At 67.8% G+C, this 20,613-nt stretch carries 21 protein-coding genes and 1 pseudogene; 12 read left to right on the top strand and 10 right to left on the bottom strand.

The window, feature by feature from the left end; all coding sequences use genetic code 11:
- Positions 1-153: 153 nt before the first annotated feature.
- From DEU38_RS27220 to bioB, 3 genes are read right to left on the bottom strand one after another with little or no spacing between them, the layout of a single operon-like run.
- On the bottom strand, positions 154-708 hold the full coding sequence (locus tag DEU38_RS27220; RefSeq protein WP_254622531.1) for a DUF2567 domain-containing protein: 555 nt from the start codon (positions 706-708) through the stop codon (positions 154-156).
- An 11-nt stretch (positions 709-719) separates the two neighbouring features.
- Positions 720-968 (bottom strand): hypothetical protein, encoded by a 249-nt coding sequence (locus DEU38_RS27225; RefSeq protein WP_114724492.1) that lies wholly within the window; start codon positions 966-968, stop codon positions 720-722.
- A complete protein-coding gene (gene bioB / locus DEU38_RS27230; RefSeq protein ID WP_114724493.1) occupies positions 955-1,968 on the bottom strand; it encodes a biotin synthase BioB in 1,014 nt (337 codons plus the stop codon). Before bioB ends, DEU38_RS27225 begins: the two co-directional genes overlap by 14 nt.
- Positions 1,969-2,139: 171 nt before the next feature.
- Here bioB and DEU38_RS27235 point away from each other — a divergent pair, with 171 nt between their 5' ends.
- Both DEU38_RS27235 and DEU38_RS28190 read left to right on the top strand, forming a co-directional pair.
- Positions 2,140-2,769 (top strand): TetR/AcrR family transcriptional regulator C-terminal domain-containing protein, encoded by a 630-nt coding sequence (locus DEU38_RS27235; RefSeq protein WP_114724494.1) that lies wholly within the window; start codon positions 2,140-2,142, stop codon positions 2,767-2,769.
- A 71-nt stretch (positions 2,770-2,840) separates the two neighbouring features.
- Positions 2,841-3,434 carry a hypothetical protein gene (locus DEU38_RS28190; protein WP_147283599.1) on the top strand — a complete coding sequence of 198 codons (594 nt, stop codon included), beginning with the start codon at positions 2,841-2,843 and terminating at the stop codon, positions 3,432-3,434.
- A 22-nt stretch (positions 3,435-3,456) separates the two neighbouring features.
- Here DEU38_RS28190 and DEU38_RS27245 read toward each other — a convergent pair whose 3' ends face one another.
- On the bottom strand, positions 3,457-3,894 hold the full coding sequence (locus tag DEU38_RS27245; RefSeq protein WP_114724496.1) for a hypothetical protein: 438 nt from the start codon (positions 3,892-3,894) through the stop codon (positions 3,457-3,459).
- A 136-nt stretch (positions 3,895-4,030) separates the two neighbouring features.
- Between DEU38_RS27245 and DEU38_RS27250 the strand changes: the two genes are divergently transcribed.
- From DEU38_RS27250 to DEU38_RS27265, 4 genes are all read left to right on the top strand, one after another.
- Positions 4,031-5,812, top strand: coding sequence for an MOSC domain-containing protein (locus tag DEU38_RS27250; protein WP_114724497.1), 1,782 nt, complete (start codon positions 4,031-4,033; stop codon positions 5,810-5,812).
- A gap of 80 nt (positions 5,813-5,892) precedes the next feature.
- Positions 5,893-6,318, top strand: coding sequence for a DUF6325 family protein (locus tag DEU38_RS27255; protein WP_114724510.1), 426 nt, complete (start codon positions 5,893-5,895; stop codon positions 6,316-6,318).
- Positions 6,319-6,333: 15 nt separating this feature from the next.
- A complete protein-coding gene (locus DEU38_RS27260) occupies positions 6,334-6,657 on the top strand; it encodes an SHOCT domain-containing protein (protein WP_114724498.1) in 324 nt (107 codons plus the stop codon).
- Positions 6,658-6,712: 55 nt separating this feature from the next.
- The gene (locus DEU38_RS27265) at positions 6,713-8,617 is read left to right on the top strand and encodes an alkyl/aryl-sulfatase (RefSeq protein WP_114724499.1); all 1,905 of its coding nucleotides are present in this window, start codon (positions 6,713-6,715) and stop codon (positions 8,615-8,617) included.
- A 30-nt stretch (positions 8,618-8,647) separates the two neighbouring features.
- Here the strand turns inward: DEU38_RS27265 and DEU38_RS27270 are convergent, their stop codons facing one another.
- Positions 8,648-9,625 carry a helix-turn-helix transcriptional regulator gene (locus DEU38_RS27270; RefSeq protein WP_147283600.1) on the bottom strand — a complete coding sequence of 326 codons (978 nt, stop codon included), beginning with the start codon at positions 9,623-9,625 and terminating at the stop codon, positions 8,648-8,650.
- Between the two features lie 119 nt (positions 9,626-9,744).
- On the opposite strand from DEU38_RS27270, the gene DEU38_RS27275 reads away from it, so the two are divergent.
- Positions 9,745-11,181, top strand: coding sequence for an amidase (locus DEU38_RS27275; RefSeq protein WP_114724501.1), 1,437 nt, complete (start codon positions 9,745-9,747; stop codon positions 11,179-11,181).
- Between the two features lie 31 nt (positions 11,182-11,212).
- On the opposite strand, the gene DEU38_RS27280 is transcribed toward DEU38_RS27275, so the two are convergent.
- Complete coding sequence (locus tag DEU38_RS27280) at positions 11,213-11,548, bottom strand: hypothetical protein (RefSeq protein ID WP_114724502.1); 336 nt, start codon at positions 11,546-11,548, stop codon at positions 11,213-11,215.
- 186 nt (positions 11,549-11,734) lie between these two features.
- Between DEU38_RS27280 and DEU38_RS27285 the strand changes: the two genes are divergently transcribed.
- A complete protein-coding gene (locus DEU38_RS27285) occupies positions 11,735-12,865 on the top strand; it encodes a lipase family protein (protein WP_114724511.1) in 1,131 nt (376 codons plus the stop codon).
- Between the two features lie 13 nt (positions 12,866-12,878).
- Here DEU38_RS27285 and DEU38_RS27290 read toward each other — a convergent pair whose 3' ends face one another.
- Positions 12,879-13,475, bottom strand: coding sequence for a TetR/AcrR family transcriptional regulator (locus tag DEU38_RS27290; protein ID WP_181818974.1), 597 nt, complete (start codon positions 13,473-13,475; stop codon positions 12,879-12,881).
- A gap of 170 nt (positions 13,476-13,645) precedes the next feature.
- On the opposite strand from DEU38_RS27290, the gene DEU38_RS27295 reads away from it, so the two are divergent.
- Both DEU38_RS27295 and DEU38_RS27300 read left to right on the top strand, forming a co-directional pair.
- Entirely contained in the window at positions 13,646-14,221 is a 576-nt protein-coding gene (locus DEU38_RS27295; RefSeq protein WP_114724504.1) for a pentapeptide repeat-containing protein, read from the top strand.
- A 341-nt stretch (positions 14,222-14,562) separates the two neighbouring features.
- A complete protein-coding gene (locus DEU38_RS27300; RefSeq protein ID WP_258558187.1) occupies positions 14,563-14,880 on the top strand; it encodes an N-acetyltransferase in 318 nt (105 codons plus the stop codon).
- 120 nt (positions 14,881-15,000) lie between these two features.
- On the opposite strand, the pseudogene DEU38_RS29610 reads toward DEU38_RS27300, so the two are convergent.
- Positions 15,001-15,249: pseudogene (locus tag DEU38_RS29610) on the bottom strand (SDR family NAD(P)-dependent oxidoreductase); the annotation flags it as partial.
- Positions 15,250-15,490: 241 nt separating this feature from the next.
- Here DEU38_RS29610 and DEU38_RS27310 point away from each other — a divergent pair.
- Entirely contained in the window at positions 15,491-17,836 is a 2,346-nt protein-coding gene (locus DEU38_RS27310) for a LuxR C-terminal-related transcriptional regulator (RefSeq protein ID WP_114724505.1), read from the top strand.
- 122 nt (positions 17,837-17,958) lie between these two features.
- Here DEU38_RS27310 and DEU38_RS27315 read toward each other — a convergent pair whose 3' ends face one another.
- Positions 17,959-18,459: a DinB family protein gene (locus tag DEU38_RS27315; protein WP_114724506.1), complete on the bottom strand. Its 501-nt coding sequence runs from the start codon at positions 18,457-18,459 to the stop codon at positions 17,959-17,961.
- Between the two features lie 217 nt (positions 18,460-18,676).
- Between DEU38_RS27315 and DEU38_RS27325 the strand changes: the two genes are divergently transcribed.
- On the top strand, positions 18,677-19,282 hold the full coding sequence (locus DEU38_RS27325) for a helix-turn-helix domain-containing protein (protein ID WP_114724513.1): 606 nt from the start codon (positions 18,677-18,679) through the stop codon (positions 19,280-19,282).
- A gap of 113 nt (positions 19,283-19,395) precedes the next feature.
- On the opposite strand, the gene DEU38_RS27330 is transcribed toward DEU38_RS27325, so the two are convergent.
- Positions 19,396-20,364 (bottom strand): IS481 family transposase, encoded by a 969-nt coding sequence (locus DEU38_RS27330; protein WP_114724507.1) that lies wholly within the window; start codon positions 20,362-20,364, stop codon positions 19,396-19,398.
- Positions 20,365-20,613: the final 249 nt, after the last annotated feature.

Genomic DNA, 20,613 nt, shown 5'->3' on the forward strand with positions numbered 1-20,613 from the left:
GATCGGTCGAGGTTCGGTGACTACTCACGAAGAGCCGGATAGCACGCCAGGACGGTGCCAGCGGCGGATGCCGAGGAGTCTATCCCGAAGGCCGCCCGCCCGGACCCGATCCGACCGCGCAGGGCTCCTCGCCGAGAGGATCTCCGCGACCGGCTAGCGCTCGACGGGGACGTCCGGCTTCGATTCGTCCGCGGAAAGTTCGTGATCCGAGATCCCGAGATCGTCGTACGGGCTCAGGGACACGAGGAGAAGGTAGATCAGTGCGGCCGCAAGGGGCTGCAGGATGAGCACGATCGGCGTCACCAGCCCCGGTGCCGCGGCGACGACGTCACCGACGGTCGGGGAATCGACGTCCGGGAAGCGCAGCTGCGCGACACCCATGCCCACGAGCGCCGCGACGCCCGCGCCCAGCCCGGAACCTCCCACCAACGCGGCCAGCGCGGCCGGACCCCGGGAGCGGCGCATCCCCCACACCGCGACGGCCGACAACACCCCGAGAACCGAGCCGATTCCGGCGAAGATCGCGATCGCGTCGAAGCGGTGCAGGCTCTCCGTGGTGAGCACCACGCCCCGGTCCTCGGCGACGACGAGCATCCGGACGGGCGGCGCCAGGAACGCCCACACGACACCTGCCGCGGCGCCGAGGATGGCGAGCCACCACACGATCCGCAGGGCTGCGCGCGGACGCGGGCGTCGAGATGTCGTCACATCGTGCGACGTTACCTGCGTCCGAGAAGAGCGGAGTCGAGGACGCCGTGGCGCGAGCACTTCGCCCACCACCCGTCCGGGCTGACCTGGACGATCATCCGTCGACCGCACTGCTCACAGAATCGCGGCGGCTCGAGCCCCAGTTGTGCCGCCGCGGGCACCTCGTCATCGACACCGACGACGATTCGGTGCCCGGTGAACGGGTTGTAGCGCTCGTCGCCCATCGCACCGGCCTCGCTCACAACGTCAGAGGGTGGCATTGAGTGCCTTGATCGGCATCTCGAGATCCACCAGCAGATCCAGATCGCTCTCGGCGGGACGGCCGAGGGTCGTCAGGTAGTTGCCGACGATGACGGCGTTGATTCCGCCGAGCATGCCCTGCTTGGCCCCGAGGTCACCGAGAGTGATCTCACGTCCACCGGCGAACCGGAGGATCGTCCGCGGCAGCGCGAGACGGAAGGCGGCGACGGACTTGAGGGCCTCGCTCGCCGGCAGCACATCCAGATCCCCGAAGGGTGTGCCGGGACGCGGGTTGAAGAAGTTCAGCGGCACCTCGTCGGGTTCGAGGGCGGCGAGGTTGGCCGCGAACTCGGCGCGCTGCTCGACGCTCTCCCCCATGCCGAGGATGCCGCCGCAGCACACCTCCATGCCCGCCTCGCGCACCATCCGCAGCGTGTCCCAGCGCTCATCCCACGTGTGGGTGGTGACGACGTTGGGGAAGTAGGACTCGGCGGTCTCGAGATTGTGGTTGTAGCGGTGCACACCCATGGCCGCGAGCTGATCGACCTGCTCCTGGGTGAGCATGCCGAGCGAGCACGCGATCTGGATGTCGACCTCGTTGCGGATCGCCTCGATCCCGGCGGCGACCTGGGCCAGCAGCTTCTCGTCGGGCCCGCGAACCGCCGCCACGATGCAGAACTCGGTGGCACCGGTCTTGGCGGTCTGCTTCGCCGCCTCGACCAGGCTGGGGATATCCAGCCACGCGGACCGCACCGGGGACTGGAACAGACCGGACTGCGAACAGAAGTGGCAGTCCTCGGGGCACCCACCGGTCTTGAGGCTGATGATTCCCTCGACCTCGACCTCGGGGCCGCACCACTTCATCCGCACGTCGTGCGCCAGGGCCAGCAGCTCCTCGAGCCGGTCGTCGCCCAGCCGAAGCACCTCGAGCACCTGGTCCTGCGACAGCGCTTCGCCGCGCTCGAGCACCTGATCACGGGCGGTGGCGAGAATGTCGGTCCGCTCGGGGGCCTGGGTCACTGCAACTCCTCGGGTTCGAACAGCCCGCAGGAGCGGGCCGGACGGATACAGCAACATGATCGACGTCACGAATTGAACGCCGTACAAGTTGAACGGCGTTCACGTTAGAGCTGCGGTCGATTAGTGTCAAAGGAAACCCGCTCGAACGGCCGATCGAAGTAGGAGAAGTCAGTGCAGCTACGACGCGGCGACGTCCTCGACGGCGCCATGGCGATCCTCGACGAGTACGGCCTCGCCGACCTCACGATGCGCCGGCTCGCAACCTCGCTCGGCGTCCAGCCCGGCGCGCTCTACTGGCACTTCCCCAACAAACAGACCCTCCTCGGGGCGATGGCGGACCGTATCCTCGAGGACGTCGACGCGCCGGTGTCGTCGACGCGGTGGGACGACGGCATCGCGGAGTTGGCCCACCGCCTGCGCAGCGCGCTGCTCGCCCACCGCGACGGCGCCGAACTGGTGGCCGCGACCTATGCGTCGCGGATGACGTCGAACCTGGCCCGCGAGAGCTTCGTCGGTGCCGGGATCCGCGCCGGCCTGCCCCGTCCGTATGCCGAACTCGCCGCCTACACACTGCTGTACTTCGTGCTCGGACACACCGTCGACGAGCAGTCCCGCGCACAGTTGGAGGCGATGGGCGCACTCACTCGGTCCCCCGCCTCGCCCGACACCGAGACGGGCGCCGACCTCGGCTCCGACGACGAACTCCTCGACGGCGATCCGGCCGTCCGCTTCGACTTCGGTCTCGGCCTGTTCATCGACGGCGTCCGGGCTCGACTCGGCGAGCCTGCGGCCCGCGCCTGACCGCCCGCGCCCGCCCCTACATTCGGAAAAAATCGCAATTCCGTCTGCGCCCGAGTTCCTTTCACCGCCGAATGGCGAGGGCGGCGCCCTGCGGCCCGTTACTGTCGCCGATCATGAGTTCAGTCGAACGGTTCCAGACTCGCACCGCGGTGCGCCGGGCCGCGATGCATGTCGGTCTGACCATCGCGGGAGGGCTTTCCCCCTTGCTGCTCGCCGGTTGCACGTCGGGAGGCCCGACCCCTGCACCCTCTGCGAGCGAGACGGAATCGGCGGCCGTCGACACGACCACAGGATCAGACGGATGTGATGTGGCGCCGAAGCAGCGCGACGAGCTGTACGGAAAGGAATGGCTTCTCGCTTACAAGCAGGAGCCGTCCTCGGGTGTGTCCCTCCGGCGCTGCCACTACTCGAGGAGTGCACAGGACAGAACCGATCTCGTACACCCGGCATCGGGCATCGCCGATGCCGACGAGGTACAGGAGATCATTCTGTCGCTGCCCGATTCGACCGACGTGGGCCACCGATGCGGCCCCGGGGGTGATTACGTGTTCATCTACACCTTCGACGAATACACCGTGCTCGACCAGTCCGGAACGCCAGTAGCGACGTTCCAGACAAGCGAGAACGGCCCGTGCGGAATCAACAACGTGATCCCCTCCGCATGACGCCGTGGCCCGACGATCCGCATCACCGCGGAATCCACAGCGCATGTGAAGTGTCGGACTTCGATGCCGAGCGCGGCGCGAGAGCGAGCGTGCAGACGAAGGTTGCGGCCGCGAAACCGACTGCGACACCGGGCATCATTAGTGACGCCTCCCCTGCAGACGTGGACAGCACCCACATCGAGCACATCGACATCAGCAGGAAGATCGCGGCCGCAGAACACGACGCGAAGCGCGCCCGCCAGCACCGCTCACTGGGGGCAGGCCAAAACGCTGCCGCCCGGATCGCCAGATGCCCGGCGGCCACGGACACGCCACCGACGACGGCGCCGAGAACCGAACCGATGAAGGCGCCGAGAAGGATGCCGGCGAAGCTCCCGCCGACCGCCGCCACGACCACACCTCCGGACACCGCACCCGAGCCGATCGCGATCGACATCTCCCGCCCCACCCATTCCCCCATGCGGTCATGCGTACCACAGGAGGCGTCGTCGAACCCTTCACTGGTGAAACGTCTTCGGCAGGGCGAAGGTTGCTCGTTCATCTCGGATCGCGCCCTTCACCGCTGAACCGCGTCGACGACTACTAGCGTCGGAGACATGGGACAGCCTGCCGTTACCGGGCGTCTGGTCTCGATCAATGTGGGACTGCCGCAGGACGTGCCCTGGCGCGGTAAAACGGTTCACACCGCAATCTGGAAGTCACCGGTGCCCGGACCGGTCAGGGTTCGACGCCTCAACATCGACGGGGACGGACAGGGCGACCTGGCCGGGCACGGTGGTGAGATGCGCGCGGTCATGGTGTATCAACTCGACTCGTACGCTCACTGGCAGCAGGAGTTCGGGCGCGACGACTTCGTCCACGGTCAGTTCGGTGAGAATTTCACCGTCGACGGCCTCGCCGACCACGATGTCTGCATCGGCGACCGCTATCGCATCGGTGAGGCTGTCTTCGAGGTCACCCAGCCACGAGTCACCTGCTATCGGGTCGGGCTGCGGATGAACGAGCCGCGGATGGCCGCACTTCTCGTCGCGCATCGCCGGCCCGGCTTCTACCTTCGCGTCATCGAGGAAGGGACCGTGCAGGCCGGGCAGGACATCGTCAAGATCGCCGACGGCCCCGAATCCCTCACCGTGGTCGACGCGAATCGTCTGCTGTACACCGCGGATCATCCCCGGGAACAGCTCGAGAAGGCGCTCCGGATCGAGGCTCTGAGCCCGGGCTGGCAGACCTCGTTCCGTTCGCTTCTCCGACAGGCCGACCGTCCCGGCGGCGGCAACGTCGGGCTCAGTCCCGCCGCGGCCGGACCACCGCCCGCCTGGCCGGGCTTCCGCGGTCTGCGCGTCACCGACATCCGCCAGGAGACCCGCAACGTTTTCTCCATCGTGCTCGCCGACCCGAACGGCTCCGACCTTCCCGCCGCACTGCCCGGGCAGTACCTCACGGTGAAGATCGCGTCCGACGACGGCGGATCAGCGCTGGTGCGGAGCTATTCGCTGTCCGGTGAGCCCGGCGCTCCCACCTATCGGATCAGCATCAAGGTCGAGCCCCACGGTGTGGTCGGCAACAAGCTGCACGAAGCACTGGACGTCGGCGACGACCTCGCCTCCGCTGCACCACGAGGAACGTTCTTCCTGGCCGATGGGCAGACTCCCGTACTGCTCGTGTCCGCAGGGGTCGGGATCACCCCGGTGCTGGCGATGCTGCGTGCACTCGCAGACGAGGAATCCGGCCGCGAGGTGTGGTGGGTGCACGGCACCCGCAGCCGCGACGAACACGCGTTCGCGACCGAGGTGCGGCAGCAGCTGAACCACCTGCCCCACAGCCACTTCCACGTCTGCTACAGCAGGCCCGCAGCCACCGACCGCCCCGGAATCGACTTCACGGACACCGGGCACATCGACGCCGAACTGCTCACCCGAATCGATCCCCCACGCGATGCCACCGCCTACCTGTGCGGACCCACCGCATTCATGAACGATGTAACCGGCGCCCTTGTCGGTCTGGGCCTCGGTCCGGAGCGGATACGCACCGAGATCTTCGGCGCGGGCCCGGGTATCACCCCCGGCATCGCGGCAACCCCGTCTGCGCCACCGCACGCTCCGCCGGGACCGCCGACGCAGGGACTCGCAGTGTCCTTCGCCCGCAGTGGCCTCACGGTGCCGTTCGACTCCACCGGGTACGCGAGCATCCTCGAACTCGCCGAGGCCTGCGACGTCCCCGTTCGCTGGTCGTGCCGCACCGGCGTGTGTCACACCTGCGAGACCGCGATCATGAACGGCGACGTCGACTACGACCCGGATCCGGTGGACCCGCCCGGTTCCGGCGACGTTCTGATCTGCTGCTCGACGCCCCGCGACGACGTCGTCATCGACCTCTGACCCGGACGATCCGCTCGATGCGGACACGACATCCGTCGAACGTCCGGCGTCCGTGCGGCAATGGTGGCAGGCTCACGGTCATGGGTGACACATCGAACATCGGACCGGTCGAACTGGTCGTACTGGCATTCCCCGGCGCTCGCGTCGACGACGCCACGGTCGCTGCGCTGCAGGACGTCGTCGACCGCGGCTACGTGACGCTGCTCGATCTCGTCTACCTCGCCAAGGACGCCGACGGGAACGTCACCCAGGTGGACGTCGACGAGGACCTCGACGACGTCGGCCTGGCAATCCTGTCGATCGAGGCGAAGTCGCTCATCAGCGACGAGGACCTCGACGTCGTACGCGATTCACTCGAACCCGGCAGCTCCGCGGCGATCATCGTCTACGAGGAGACGTGGGCGCGACAACTCGCGTCGACGGTCCGCGGCGCCGGCGGCGAGGTCGCACTGCACGTCCAGATTCCCCGCGACGCGGTGATCTCCGCGGTCGAAGCAGCACTCTAGGAACAGGAGAGCCACATGGTATTTCGAGCCGGCCGCAGGGGTCGTCCCGGATTGCTCGGCACCGTCGCGCGCACCGCGGTCATCGCGGGCACGGCGCAGGCCACGTCCAACGCCGTGAACCGCCGCGGACAGCAGCGGGCCGCGGAGCAGCAGGCATACGCCGAACAGCAGGCCGCGGCACAGCAGGTGGCCGCCGTCCAGCCCGCGCCCCCGCCACCGCCCGCCGCGCCGTCGGGTGACGACCTGGTCTCCAAGCTGCAGCAACTCGGTCAGCTGCACCAGTCCGGTGTGCTGTCGGACGACGAGTTCGCCGCGGCGAAGGCACAGCTCCTCGCCTGAAAGATCCGACGAAACAACTGAATTCGTGTCGATGGCCTGACGAGAGGATGTCCACATGACGGAGAACGAGGGTGCCGCCCCTGCAATCGTCGCAGCCAATGCCCGGGCGTCGGCGGCGCTCCCGTTCTCCGACGATGCGGACGTCGCGGACGCGGACCGCGGCTTCGTCGCTGCGCTGAGTCCCGGTGTGGTCACGGCACCCGACGGAGCCGTGGTGTGGGACAACGATTCCTACGCTTTCCTCGCCGAGTCCTGCCCTCCGACCGTCAATCCGAGCCTGTGGCGGCAGTCGGGGCTGGTCGCGCGGCAGGGCCTGTTCGAGGTCGCCGAGCGGATCTACCAGATTCGCGGCCTCGACCTGTCGAACATGACACTGATCGAGGGCGAGACCGGCGTCATCGTCATCGACCCGTTGATCTCGGCGGAGACGGCCGCGGCCGGACTCGCGCTCTACCGTGAGCACCGCGGTCACCGGCCGGTGACCGCGGTGATCTACACGCACTCCCACATCGACCACTTCGGTGGGGTCAAGGGCGTCACCACCGAGGAGGACGTCGCGGCGGGGCGCTGCGCGATCATCGCGCCTGTCGGCTTCGTCGAGCACGCCGTCGAGGAGAACGTCTTCGCCGGCACCGCCATGGCACGCCGGGCCGCGTACATGTACGGCGCCGCACTGCCGCGTGGACCCCACGGCGCCGTCGGGGCCGGGCTGGGGCAGACCACGTCGACGGGAACCCCGAGCCTGATCACTCCCACGCTCGACGTCACGGCGACCGGACAGATGGAAGACGTCGACGGGGTTCGAATCGAGTTCCAGATGACGCCGGGCACCGAAGCGCCGGCCGAGATGAACTTCCACTTCCCCGATCTGCGTGCACTGTGCATGGCCGAGAACGCAACCCACACGCTGCACAATCTGCTGACGCTGCGCGGCGCCCTGGTACGGGACCCGCACGTGTGGGCGAAGTACCTGACCGAGTCGATCAATCGGTACGCCGCACGCTCCGACGTCCTGTTCGCCTCCCACCACTGGCCCACCTGGGGGACGGCGCGGCTCACCGAGTTCCTCTCGCTGCAACGCGACCTGTACGGCTACCTGCACGACCAGACTCTCCGGCGAATCAACCAGGGCCACACGGGGATCGAAATAGCCGAGGAGATCGAGTTGCCGCCCGCGCTGGCGAACGCCTGGCACACGCACGGCTACTACGGATCGGTGAGCCACAACGTCAAGGCGATCTACCAGCGCTACATGGGCTGGTTCGACGGCAACCCGGCGCACCTGTGGGAACACCCGGCGGTGGAGTCCGCGCGGCGGCACGTCGAGTTCATGGGCGGGTCGGCCGAGGTGCTACGGAAAGCACGGGAGTCATACGCGGACGGCGACTTTCGCTGGGTCGCGCAGGTGGTGAACTACGTCGTCTTCGCCGAACCCGACAACGCGGAGGCGAAGGCCCTGCAGGCCGACACCTTCGAACAGCTTGCGTACGGCGCCGAGAACGGGACATGGCGCAACTTCTATCTCACCGGCGCGTACGAGCTACGCAACGGGCCCGTCGGAACCCCGACGGCGAGCGCCGCGCCCGACATCGCGGCCGCACTGTCGGTGGAGCAGGTGTTCGACGCGATCTCGCTGCGGATCGACGGGCCCAGGGCGTGGGCAGCGCACATCGTGATCGACTGGCGCATCACCGACGAGGACGTCGTGCACCGCACACAGCTGCGCAACGGTTTGCTGGTGCACTTCGACCTCGACGCCACTGTCAGGGACAGGCCGGCCCCGGACGCGACGTTCACGCTCACCCGGCCGATGCTGCTCGGCGCGTTGCTAGGTGGGGTGGACATGGGCGAGGCGATCGCCGACGGCCGGATCACCGTCGAGGGTGACGTCGCCACCCTGGCGGAACTCGCCGGGTATGTCGACGAGCCCGACCCGAACTTCGCGATCGTCACCCCCTGACGAAGGCACCCACCACGACCGGACGGGCGATCAGATCGGCGTCAGCCCCCACCGCGCGGCCGTTGCCGCGGCCGCCGTGCGGTTGGGCGCCGCGATCTTGCGCAGGATCCGCTCGAGATGCGTGGCCACCGTCGCGGGGCCGATCCGCAGCCGCGCGGCAATCGCACCGTTGGAGGCGCCCGTCGGCAGCAGCGCGAGCACCTCCGCCTCCCGCCCGGTCAGTTCCATCGGCGGGTTACCCGGGCGGCACGCGACCAGGGTGCCGCCGCGCCGGACCGGCTCCATTCGCACACACAGCACCGAGCCCGCACCGACGAAGACGAAGTCTGCGGCCCGTCCCGACGCCGCGACCGCGCCGGCCAGTCGACCCCCGGTCGTGCCGGGGCCGAACAGGACGACCGGGGCGTCACCGGTCAGCGCCCGTGCCGAGCCGTCGGCATCGACGACCAGCGCGGCGTCTCCGGGACCTACCCGCGGGGACGGGCCGGGCTGTGCCAACGGGTCGAGCGCCTCCGCCAGCACGTCGCTCAGCAAGGTGACCGTGACGACGGACTGCTGGTCGAATCGCTGTCCGTCGGTGGTACTCATGTTGAGCATCCCGATGTAGCGACCGTCCCGCGTGTGCAGGCACTGGCTCAGCCCGTCGCTGTAGTTGTGCGAGCGAATGACCCGATCGAACACCGGTCCCGAACGCATCGCCTCGGGGACGTCGAAGAGTCGCATGGGAAGTCGCGTGTCCCGCAACTGCCGGAAAAGTGGGTGCCGTGGCATGCAGTTGTTCACGATGTCGACGGAATCGGCGTGATAGCCGAGGCTCGCGCTGGTCACGTGTGCGCCTACGACAGGGTCCCAGAACGACAGCACCGCGTGCCTGTACGGAACGGCGGCGGCGAGTTCGAACAGGACCCGACCGGTGGAGACACCAGGGGAACCCGCGTCGAGCGACCCCGAGGTCACGGCCGCCCGAAGGCACAGGGCCGCCCCCAACCGGTCAACCGTCGTGTCCATGGCGGCAGTATGCCCTACGTCACAGAAGACCCCGCCGCGTCCGTCGATCGACGGATCCCCGGACCGCACGGCGGACGTACGTTCGCTCCTCCATCGATCAACGAGCCACGGAGGATGCCATGGATATCGCCGACTACGCCGCGCGGGATGCGACCGAACTCGCGTCACTGATCGCCGCGGAAGAGGTGAGCGCCGCGGAGGTGCACGTCGCGGCCGCGGCCGCACTGGACCAGGTCGAGCCGCAACTGGGTGCGGTCGTCGGCGAGCGGTTCGCCCAGCCACTCGACCACGACGCGTCGGGACCGTTCCGGGGTGTGCCGTTCGCGATCAAGGACCTGATCACGCACGCCGCCGGGGTGCCGCAGCGCAACGGCAGCAGACTGTTCGGGCCCGGGATCGAGCATCCCCACGACAACGACCTGATGACACGGTTCCGCCGCGCGGGCCTGGCCACGATGGCGGTGACCACCTCCCCCGAATTCGGCTTCAACGCCACCACCGAGGCGCTCGCCTACGGCGGGCCCACCCGCAATCCGTGGGATCCGACGCGCAGCCCTGGCGGATCGAGTGGCGGATCGGCGGCACTGGTGGCAGCGGGCGCGCTGCCGTTCGCCCACGCCAACGACGGCGGCGGCTCGATCCGCATCCCCGCCGCGGCGTGCGGACTCGTCGGCCTCAAGCCGAGCAGGGGCCGCACCACTGTCGGCCCCGACCACGGCGACCCCCTGCTCGGACTGGGCATCGAGTTCGCCGTCACGCGCACGGTGCGGGACTGCGCCGCGCTGTTCGACGCGGTGCACGGATCCGAACCCGGCGACAAGTACCTGTTCCCCGCGGAGGATGCGTCGTTCAGCGAACTGATCACCCGGGGCGTACGGCCGCTGCGGATCGCGTTCACCACCGTCCCGTACGACGCGAGCCGCACGGTCGATCCGGAGTGTGCACGGGCCGTGACCGACCTCGCCGCCCGACTCGCGGACCTGGGCCACCACGTCCAGGAGGCGGCGCCGCGCATCGACGCCGCGGCGTTCGACAAGGCGAACCTCGACGCGTGGTGCAGCTTCCTCGGCGACATCGTGGCCACGGCCTCCGAGATGGCGGGCACGGTTCCGGGCCGCGAGCACCTCGAGGCGACGACGCTGGCGTGCGCAGAGTACGGCGCTTCCCTGAGCGCGCGGGACATCTTCGCAGCCGAACACCAGTTCAACGTCGCCCGCCGGGAGGTCGCGCGGTTCCTCACCGGGTACGACGTGTTCCTGACGCCGACCACCGCGCAGCCGAACGTCCCACTCGGGCAGCTCGACGCAGACGACGCCTCCCTCGACGCCCGTGGTTGGTACGACAGGATCTTCGAGTACGGCGCGTTCACCGCACTGTTCAACGCGACCGGCAATCCCGCGATCTCGCTGCCGCTCGCCGAATCCGGCACGGGCTGGCCGATCGGACTTCAGTTCGTCGGCAGGTACGGCGACGAGGCCACCCTGCTAGCTCTCGCCGCGGATCTGGAACGGGCGATGCCCTGGTCGGCTCGACGCCCAGGGATCTACGCGCACTGACGGCGACTGCTCGGACCGGACCGAATCAGCCTCACGCCACACCGTGACGGCGCTCGTTGACCAGGACACAGATGTCCTTGTCGGCGGCGGTCCGGTTCGCCGCCTCGAGCTCGCCCGCGAGCAGCAGTTCACGTTCGCGGGCAGCGAGCGCCCGAATCGCGCGGTCTAGCTCGTCGTGCTCCATCGCCCACGCCGCCGCGTGCACGGGAGACGACCTCGCGCGTCGACGTTCGCCCCATTCCTTCCACGCGAACACGATGAGTGCCAGTATCGTCAGCAGGATCGGGATCATCGCGACGACCACCAGCCACGTCGGCGCTGCGACCAACTCCCCCGAGTACTCGCCCGGATACTCTCCCGGCCCCATGAATCCACCCCCACCACCATGACAATGCCGCGCGAACTACGCTGCGCCCGTCTGCGTATCGGATAATAGACCGGCTCCTCGACCGCGGGAGCGGCACCCGAAGATGGTCGAACCGGTATGCCGGCACCTCCGGTTCGCGCAGAATGGGAGTCGGCGTACACGCGGACGAACCCCGGGAGCGGTGCGATGATCCGACTACGGCTCGGCCAAGCATTGATGGTCACCGCGCTCGTCGCTGCGGTCGTTGCCACGGCGCCCGCCCATGCACAGCAACCGACCCCGGCAGCTGCGCCGGGCACGGTGACCGCTGCGACTCCCCTGCCGCCGTCGTTCTGGATCCCCGGCGCCGTCGACGGATCGAAGCTCACCTACTGGTCCACCGGCCCACTGAACCGGCCCGCGTTGAGTACCGGCGCGGTCTTCCTCCCACCCGGTGATCCACCCGCAGGTGGCTGGCCGGTGATCTCATGGGCGCACGGCACCGTGGGCATCGCCGACAAGTGCGCTCCTACCGTGACCGGGACGGTCGGCAGTCCGTACCTCACGCACTGGCTCTCGCAGGGTTACGCGATCGTCGCGACCGACTACGTGGGGCTGGGCACGACGGGAATCCACCCGTACCTGGACGGTCCGTCGGAGGCGCACAGCGTGGTCGACATGGTGCGCGCCGCGCGTGCGGTCGAACCGTCCCTGTCGTCGCGGTGGGTGGCACTGGGCCAGTCTCAGGGCGGCCAGTCCGCGATGGCCACGGCGGCGATCGCGACACGCTACGCACCCGAACTGGACTACCGCGGGGCGGTCGCGACCGGGGCGCCGTCGAACCTGGAGAACCTGGCGCCGCTCGTGGGGCCGGGCTTCCCCCGATTGCCACTGACCGGCAGCACCGTGTTCGTCTCGTACATCCTGGCCGGACTCCGGGCGGCACGACCCGATCTCGACATCGATCGATACCTGACACCGCGCGGCATCGACGCCCTCGCCCGAGCCGAAACCGACTGCTACGAGGAAATGGCAACGGACCTGGACGACGTCACGATCGGCGATCTGGTGAACCGGCCGCTCGACGATCCCGCAGTGCTGGCCGCTGCTCGCGGCATGCTCGAGATCCCGACGACCGGCTACGACCGGCCCGTCTTCCTCGGGCAGGGGTTGACGGACGAGATGGTGCCGGCTCCGCTGGCATTGAAGCTCGCGGCCGAACTCGCCGCCAACCGCCAACCGGTCACGTTCCGCACGTACCCGACGGGGCATATCGAGACGATGCGGGCTGCACTTCCCGAGAGCCTGTCCTTCGTCCGAAACCTGTTCGGGCCGTGAGTAGGTCGGATGCTCAGCGCGGGGCCAGGTTCGTCAGCGCCAGAGCAAGAATGCGCTCCATGTCTTCGACCCGATAACTCGCCTCGGGCTCGCAGGCTCGGTCAGCGACCAGGTGATTGGACATGGCCAGTCCGTGCAGCAGAACCCAGAGCATCGGACCGACGTCCCGAGCCTCGCCGGCGATGAGGGTGCCGCTCTGCTGCGCCTCGACGACCAGTTCCTGGAAGTACCGATTGAAGTCGTTGGCGGCATCTTCGAGCACCCGGCTCGGCTTGATCGCATAGTCGCCGCCGAACTCGAGTCGGTAGTGGTTCGGATGTTCCCAGGCGACTCGTACGTAGGCGAGGCAAGCACGGAACAGCGGGGCGGTGGCCGACGTGGTGTCCGCGACGGCACGCTGCATCTCTGCCTTCAGGAAGGCCAGGTTCTCGGCGGCCACCGAACTGAGGAGGTCGTCCTTGTCCTGGAAGTGCCGGTACGGAGCCGTCCGCGACACGTCGGCCGCGGCACCAACCGCCCGCAATGTGACGTGAGCCGGTCCACCCCGCGCCAAGAGTTCACTGGCCGCGGCGATCAGGGCACGGCGCGTGTCTCGGGTTCTTTCCTGCACGCCCAGAGAATAGGAGGAGGTTGACGCTGTCAACAAGTCGAGTTAAGTTGACGCCGTCAACTAGACGGTGGTGGTCGAACCGTCCGGTCGAGATGCCGAGCACGGTCGGCCCGACGCATGATCCGGGCCAACGCCGACCGGCTACTACGTTCGTCCGATACGGGGGCTCAATGACATCCACATCGCAGGCAAATCCGCTCGACCTACTCCGCTCGGATGTTGCGACCTGGAATTCCCTACGGAGTTCCAGGGATTCAGAGACGGTCAGCCTCGTCGACGCCGACCTGGCGGGCGTGGGCCTGGCGGGCGCAAATCTGACGGGCATCGATCTCACCGGCGCAGACATGTCCGGAGCCGACCTCACGGATGCCGAACTCGCAGGCGCGAATCTGACTTCCGCCGAGTTTGTCGGCGCCAACCTGACGAGGGCCGATCTCACCGGCGCAATCGCGCATGACGCCAATTTCACCGGCGCGTATCTCACCCGGGCCAACCTGCGGGACGCCGACCTGACGATGGCCTATCTGACGAGAACCTACCTCGCACATGCAGATATCACCGGCGCGAACCTCTCCGGCGCGTACATGACCGGCGCATACCTCGGGGAGGCCGATCTGACGAGCGCCACCCTGATCGGCACCTATCTGGGCAAGGCCAACCTGACCGGCGCGAACCTCGTTGACGCCGTCCTGAACGGTGCCGATCTGACCGATGCGACCTTGCCGGACGGCACAGTGGCCGAGTGACGGCGGGCGTATCTTCCCCGTCGGCATCCTGAAGAGACCGTAGGACTCGAAAGAGTCCGTGACCTCGTTTCGTAGGCATGGCCGACTGAATCTGTTGATCATCGGAAGTAGTGGTGAGCTCGGCCCACAAGGCGTGGACCGTCCTGGATATGGAACCCTCGCGAACCCTGCGAAATCTGGTTCTGCGAGACGGGCGGCAGACGCCGGATAAGCTCCCGGACATGGACGTCCGAGTGGAGATCATCCGGGAGGCGAGTCAAGGGATCGTAGATGCCTTCAGCAGGTTGCTGCCGCAGTTGTCGTCGACCGCCAAGCCCCTCGACTACGAAGCGATCGACCGGATGGTGACCTGTGATGCCAACACCGTGCTCGTCGCCCGAACATCTGATGCGGTCGTCGGCACCCTGACCCTGGTGCTGTTGCCCCTGCCGTCCGGTGCGAGGGCCCGTATCGAAGACGTTGTCGTCGACGGTGCGGCGCGAGGCCAGGGAGTCGCTGGACTTCTCACCCAGGAGGCCCTGCGGATCGCCCGGGAGGCGGGTGCCCGGACGGTGGATCTCACCTCCCGACCAGATCGTGCAGCAGCTAATCGACTGTACGAGCGTCTCGGCTTCCAGGCCCGCAAGTCCAGGGTCTACCGCTTTCCATTTGACGACTGACAGCCAACCGCCGACGGCCCGCTGCGGCGCCCGTCTGTTCGAGAAGCCGCAGATGCCGGAATAACGCCCCCACCTCTTCATATGGGGGTGGCAGGCCCGCAACCGTGGCAGGGATGCGAACGGGCCGGCCATGAAGGAGCGCTCGACTTGGTCGAGGTCGACATCCAACAGATCGCCCAACTCGCTGAACACCGCGTTGCTCACGAGAATGTCTACGCCGCCGAACAATTCGACAGCCCTGGACACAAGCGGATCGAGTGCGTCATGATCGCTCACATCGCTCACATCGCACACGATCGGCTCGGCGCGCACACCCGAATTGGTCAACTCCGCACAAGTGTCCACCAGCTTGCTCTCCGTGCGCCCCACTACCGCGATGTTCGCCCCTCCTTCGCCAAGCGACAGCGACGCCCTGCCCTACGCCCTGGCCCGCGCCGGTGATCAGCGCGACTCTGCCATCAAGAGTGCCCATCAGCGCTCAACCGGTGGTTCCAGAGACTTGTCGGGGCCCGCGTTTCACCTCGGCTACAACGTGACCACGAACGGCCGGTCCGGAACTGCCGAGGGTAGTTTTCATATGCATGAGTTTCGCGAGATGAGATGACGTTCGATGACGACCTCCGTGAAAGCCGAGCGCGGAAACCTGCCGGCGGAATCGACCAGTTTCATCGGCCGGCGCCGTGAGCTGGCCGAGGCGCGGCGGTTGCTGTCGGCCTCGCGGCTGGTGACCCTGACCGGCATCGGTGGGGTCGGCAAGACCAGGCTGGCGGTGCGGACCGCCGAGGACTCGCGGCGAGCATTCCCCGACGGGGTGTGGTTTGTCGCGCTCGGCGAGCTGCACGATTCGACGTTGTTGGCCGAGACCGTGGCGGCCACGCTCGGACTCGCGGATCAGCCGGGCCGGTCGTCGTCCCGGCACCTGATCGATCACCTCTCCACCACCCGGACGTTGTTGGTGCTGGACGACTGCGAGCATGTGCTCGATGCCGTCGCGGAGTTGGCGGAGGCGCTGCTGCGAACGTGTCCGGAGCTGCGAATCCTGGGGACGAGCCGCGAGGTCCTCGGGGTGGTCGGGGAACAGGTGATGCGGGTGCCACCGTTGACGGTTCCGGACGCGCAGCGGATCCCGTCACTCGAGGCGCTGCCCCAGTACGAGGCGGTCACACTGTTCGTCACGCGGGCCACCGCGGGCCGTCCGGACTTCGCGCTCACCGAGGCCAACTGCGCGGCAGTGGCGGGAATCTGCAGCAGGCTGGACGGGCTGCCATTGGCAATCGAGCTGGCGGCGGTGCGGATCCGGGCGATGTCAGCCGAGCAGATCCTGCAACGCCTGACGGACCGGTACCAGTTGCTGACTGCCGGTTCTCGGGTCGCACCGACCCGCAAACAGACGTTGCGGGCGTGTGTGGACTGGAGCTACGACCTGTGCGAGGAACGGGAGCAGAAGCTCTGGACCTGGCTGTCGGTGTTCGCCGGCAGCTTCGAACTGGATGCCGCCGAGGGCATCTGCCCAGACGAGCTGGTTGCAGACGACTTCCTGGATGCGGTCGCCTCGCTCGTGGACAAGTCGATCCTGGTCCGGGAGCAGGTCGGGGAGGTTGTGCGCCTCGGCATGGCCGAGACGATCCGCGTGTACGGCAGGGAGAGGTTGCGCGAATCCGGCGACTACGCCTGGTTCCTGCGGCGGCACCTCGACTGGTACGAACGACTGGTACTGCGGGCCGCGTCCGACTGGATCGGCCCCCACCAGACGCAGTGGATCGCCCGACTCGATCGGGAACAGCCGAACCTGCGCGATTGCCTGGCGTTCAGTCTGACGGACGCGGTCGTCGCTTCCGATCCGGATATCAGCGCGCGCATCGTCAACGCCATGTTCCTGTTCTGGTCGTGCCGGGGTCTGCTGACGGAGGCCCGGCATTGGATGGGCCGCTGTCTGACGAGCTCCGACACCATGCAGGCCGAGGAGCGCGTGGTGATGTCGTACTTCGACAGCCTGTTAGCTGGTATGCAGGGCCAACTCGACGAGGCCGCGGCGAGGGTGACGGAATGTTGCTCGCTCGCAGAGCAATTGGGAGATGCCGAGTCGATCGAGATCGCGAACTACGCGAACGGGTATCTGGCCGTGTTCCGTGGAGACCTCGCCGCGGCGGTCGAGCCGTTCCGGGCCGCACTCACGAGCGACCCAGATCTGGGTCGATCCTGGCGCCGGACCGCCATACTGCTGGGTTCCCTTCCCTCCCTTGCACTCGTCAGCGGGCTGCTGGGGGACGAGGGGACGGCCGTCGCCTGTCACGAGCGGGTACTCGAGATCACGACGCCGCTGGGTGAGTCCTATTTCCGGGCGTACTCGTTGTGGGCTCTCGGCGTGATAGCGCTCCGGGCAGGAGAACTCGATCGGGCAGCAGCCCTGACGGAACAGGCGTTGCGGCTGATCTGGCAGATCCATGTCCAGGTCATGACCGGCTGGTGCCTGGAGTCGTTGGCCTGGATCGCGATCCGCGGCGGCAATCCGAAAGGTGCCGCGGTCCTGATGGGCGCCGCCGAGACCCTCGCGCGGACGGCGGGAAGCGCCTCGGTAACCCTCCCCTACCTGCTCGGCTACCACGACAAGTGCGCGCAATCCACCCGCGAGGCACTCGGGGACCGCGCCTACGGCGTGGCCTTGCGCACCGGTGCCGACATGAGCCTCGGCGAGGCCGTCGCCTACGCACTCGGCGACCACACCGCCGACCAGCCCCGGACGACACCGGTCACACCGGTGTTGACTCGCCGCGAGACCGAGGTGGCCGAACTCGTCGCGAAAGGCCTGACCAACAGGGAGATCGCCTCCATGTTGGTGATCTCACCCCGCACCGCCCAGGGCCACGTCGAGCACATCCTGACCAAGCTCGGGTTCACCTCGAGGACGCAGATCGCGGCCTGGAGTGCCGAGAACCAGCAGCATCGACAACTCTGATCCGAGGCTCTGATCCGACGACGGGGAGATGCCGTGACGCCCTGGACGTGCCCGGCCGCGACGTTGGAAGCGGGCGTGGCGGCCGGGTACAGCTCGGCGTCGGTCCTGGAGGTTCGTTGAAGTCAGCGCCCGGTGGTGCTGTCGATCAGTTCGCGGAGGATGTCGGCGTGGCCGGCGTGGCGGCCGGTCTCTTCGATCATGTGGGTCAGTGCCCAGCGGACGCTGGGGGTGGGGCGTCCCGGTCGCACCCGCGGAACGGGTGAGCCGAGGTCGGGGCACTCGTCGAGAATCTTGTTCGCGGCTGCGACGGTCTCGCGGTAGCGGGCAACGACATCGACCACGCTGTCCGTTGGCACGGCCCGGAACGTCGCCTGCCAGTCGGTCACGTTGTCGCCGAGGAACATCGCGCGCTCTACGAACGTCAGGTGATTGAGCAGTCCGAGCAGGTTCGTGCCCGAGGGCACTGCTGCTTCTCGCACCTGCGGTTCGGGTGCGCCGTCAACCTTCGCGGCAATCGCCGATCGGAGGTAGTCGAGGAAAGCACGGAGGGTCTCGGTCTCGCTGTATCCGGATCGCGGCGGTGGGGTGTCGCTGCGGCGCTTACGCGGCGAGTTGGTGGGCACGGTGGCCTCCTTCCTGGGTCTGGTCAGGCGGTACGGCGGATGAGGAGGGCGAGATCGGTCACCTCGGCGGTTTCGCCATCCCGTCCGGTCGCGATCCGGCGGGGCTGGCCCGCATCCGTGGTTCTCATCGAATTGCTCCTCTGGTCGGGACACTCCCAGTCTCGCCGGGAACGCATCGAACCGGCACGCAATCTTGCGGTTCTGGCAAGGTGGTCTCGTGGATCGCGAAACGGACGATGTTCTGGACGTGGTGGGTCCGCGGCTGCGTGCGCTGCGCCGCGAACGCGGCCTCACCCTTGCTGACCTCGCGGTGAGCACCGGGGTGTCGGAGAGCACGCTGTCGCGGCTCGAGAGTGGGCAGCGAAGGGCGACGCTGGAATTGCTGCTGCCTCTCGCCCGTACCTACGACGTTCCGCTGGACGATCTCGTCGGGGCCCCGCGCACCGGCGACCCCCGGATCCACCTGAAGCCGATCCGACGGGCCGGGATGATCTTCGTGCCGTTGTCCCGGCGGCCGGGTGGGGTGCAGGCGTTCAAGATGATCATCCCGACTCAGCCGGAACCGCTCGAACCGACATCGAAGACTCACGACGGTTTCGAATGGCTGTATGTGCTCAACGGTCGCCTGCGGCTCGTGCTCGGCGATCGTGACATGACGTTGCCGCCCGGTGAGGCCGCCGAGTTCGATACGTCCCTACCGCACTGGCTCGGCAGTGCGGACGGCGGCGTGGTCGAACTGCTGATCCTGTTCGGCCCGCACGGAATGCGTGCGCACGTGGGCGCTGACCCGCATCGTTCCTCTCGCAGTGCGATCCAGCGATGAGCGCCACCTCGCCCGCGCAGGCCTTTGAAGCTGGGATGCGGTAGGCGCGCCCAATTCCGGTGCGCCGGTGAAAAGTGTGCCGTATCCCGCATCGGTGAGTGGCTCTGTCCGCCCTAGTTGTAGTTCCCGGGGACGTTGTGGACGCCGACGCGGTCGATGGGTGACTTGCCGCCGATCCCGGTGTGGGGTCGGTGGTGATTGTAGTGATGCATCCACTGCTGGTAGGTCGCTGCGCGAGCCGCTTCGGAGGTGTAGGTGTCAACGTAGGCCCGTTCTGCGGCGAGGGTGCGGTTGAACCGTTCAACCTTGCCGTTGGTCTGCGGCCGATAGGGGCGGGTGCGCTTGTGGACGACCGGACCGAGAGCGACGGCGAAATCCTTTGACCGGTAGCAGGATCCGTTATCGGTGAGGACCCGTTTGACGGTGATCTGGTGGGCGAGGAAGAAGGTGTTGGCGCGGTTCCAGAACCCGGCCGCGGTCTCCTTACGTTCGTCGTGGAGGATCTCGGAGTAGGCGAGCCGGGAGTGGTCGTCGACCGCGTGGTGCAGGTAGGCGTAACCCGTCCCGGACCGGTTCTTCCGTCCTTGACGGCGTCCGAGCTTGCGGTGCCCGCCGCCGTCGGGGATCCGGCCGAGCTTCTTGATGTCGACGTGGACCAGGTCGCCGGGGCTGTCGTGTTCATAGCGCCGGGCGGGTTCCCGGCGGACGGGGAGTCCGGTGGCCTGGTCGAGGTGCGCGAGTTTGGGCATCTTGTAGCGCCGCAGGACCGCCTCGACCGTGGATCTGGCCAGGTGAAGGTGGTAGGCGATGCGGTGGGGTCCCCACCGGCGGGTGAATCGCAGCCCGATGATGCGGCGTTCGGTCCGTGTCGGTGTCTGGTGCGGGCAGGTGTGCGGGCGCGACGAGCGGTCCGTCATGCCGGCTTCCTTCTCGGCGCGGTAGCGGTCGGCCCACCTCTTCGCGGTCGACGGTGAGCACTGGAAACGTTCGGACGCGCGACGGAAGGACCAGCCGTCCTCGACGACGAGTGTCGCCAGGGCCAGGCGGCCACGTGGGGTCAGGAAGGCATTAGCGTGTGACACGAGGACCTCTCGGTGGTCGGGGTGTGTGTGGTAACCACACCGATACCGGAGGTCCTCGCCTACTTCCTCACGCCACGCTGTTCGCAACCTGCCTGGGAACTACACCTGATATGTAGAGAAGATTGTCAAGAGGCCATGGTGAGGCGCCGCCGGGGAGCGACCCCGACGGCGCCTCGTTGCTTCCTCGGCCGGAGTCTGCGTGGTGAGCGTGTCGGTGTGCGACGCGCGGTCAGACTGATATACGCGGGT

The sequence above is a fragment of the Rhodococcus sp. AG1013 genome, from assembly GCF_003350365.1.
Classification (GTDB): Bacteria; Actinomycetota; Actinomycetes; order Mycobacteriales; family Mycobacteriaceae; genus Prescottella.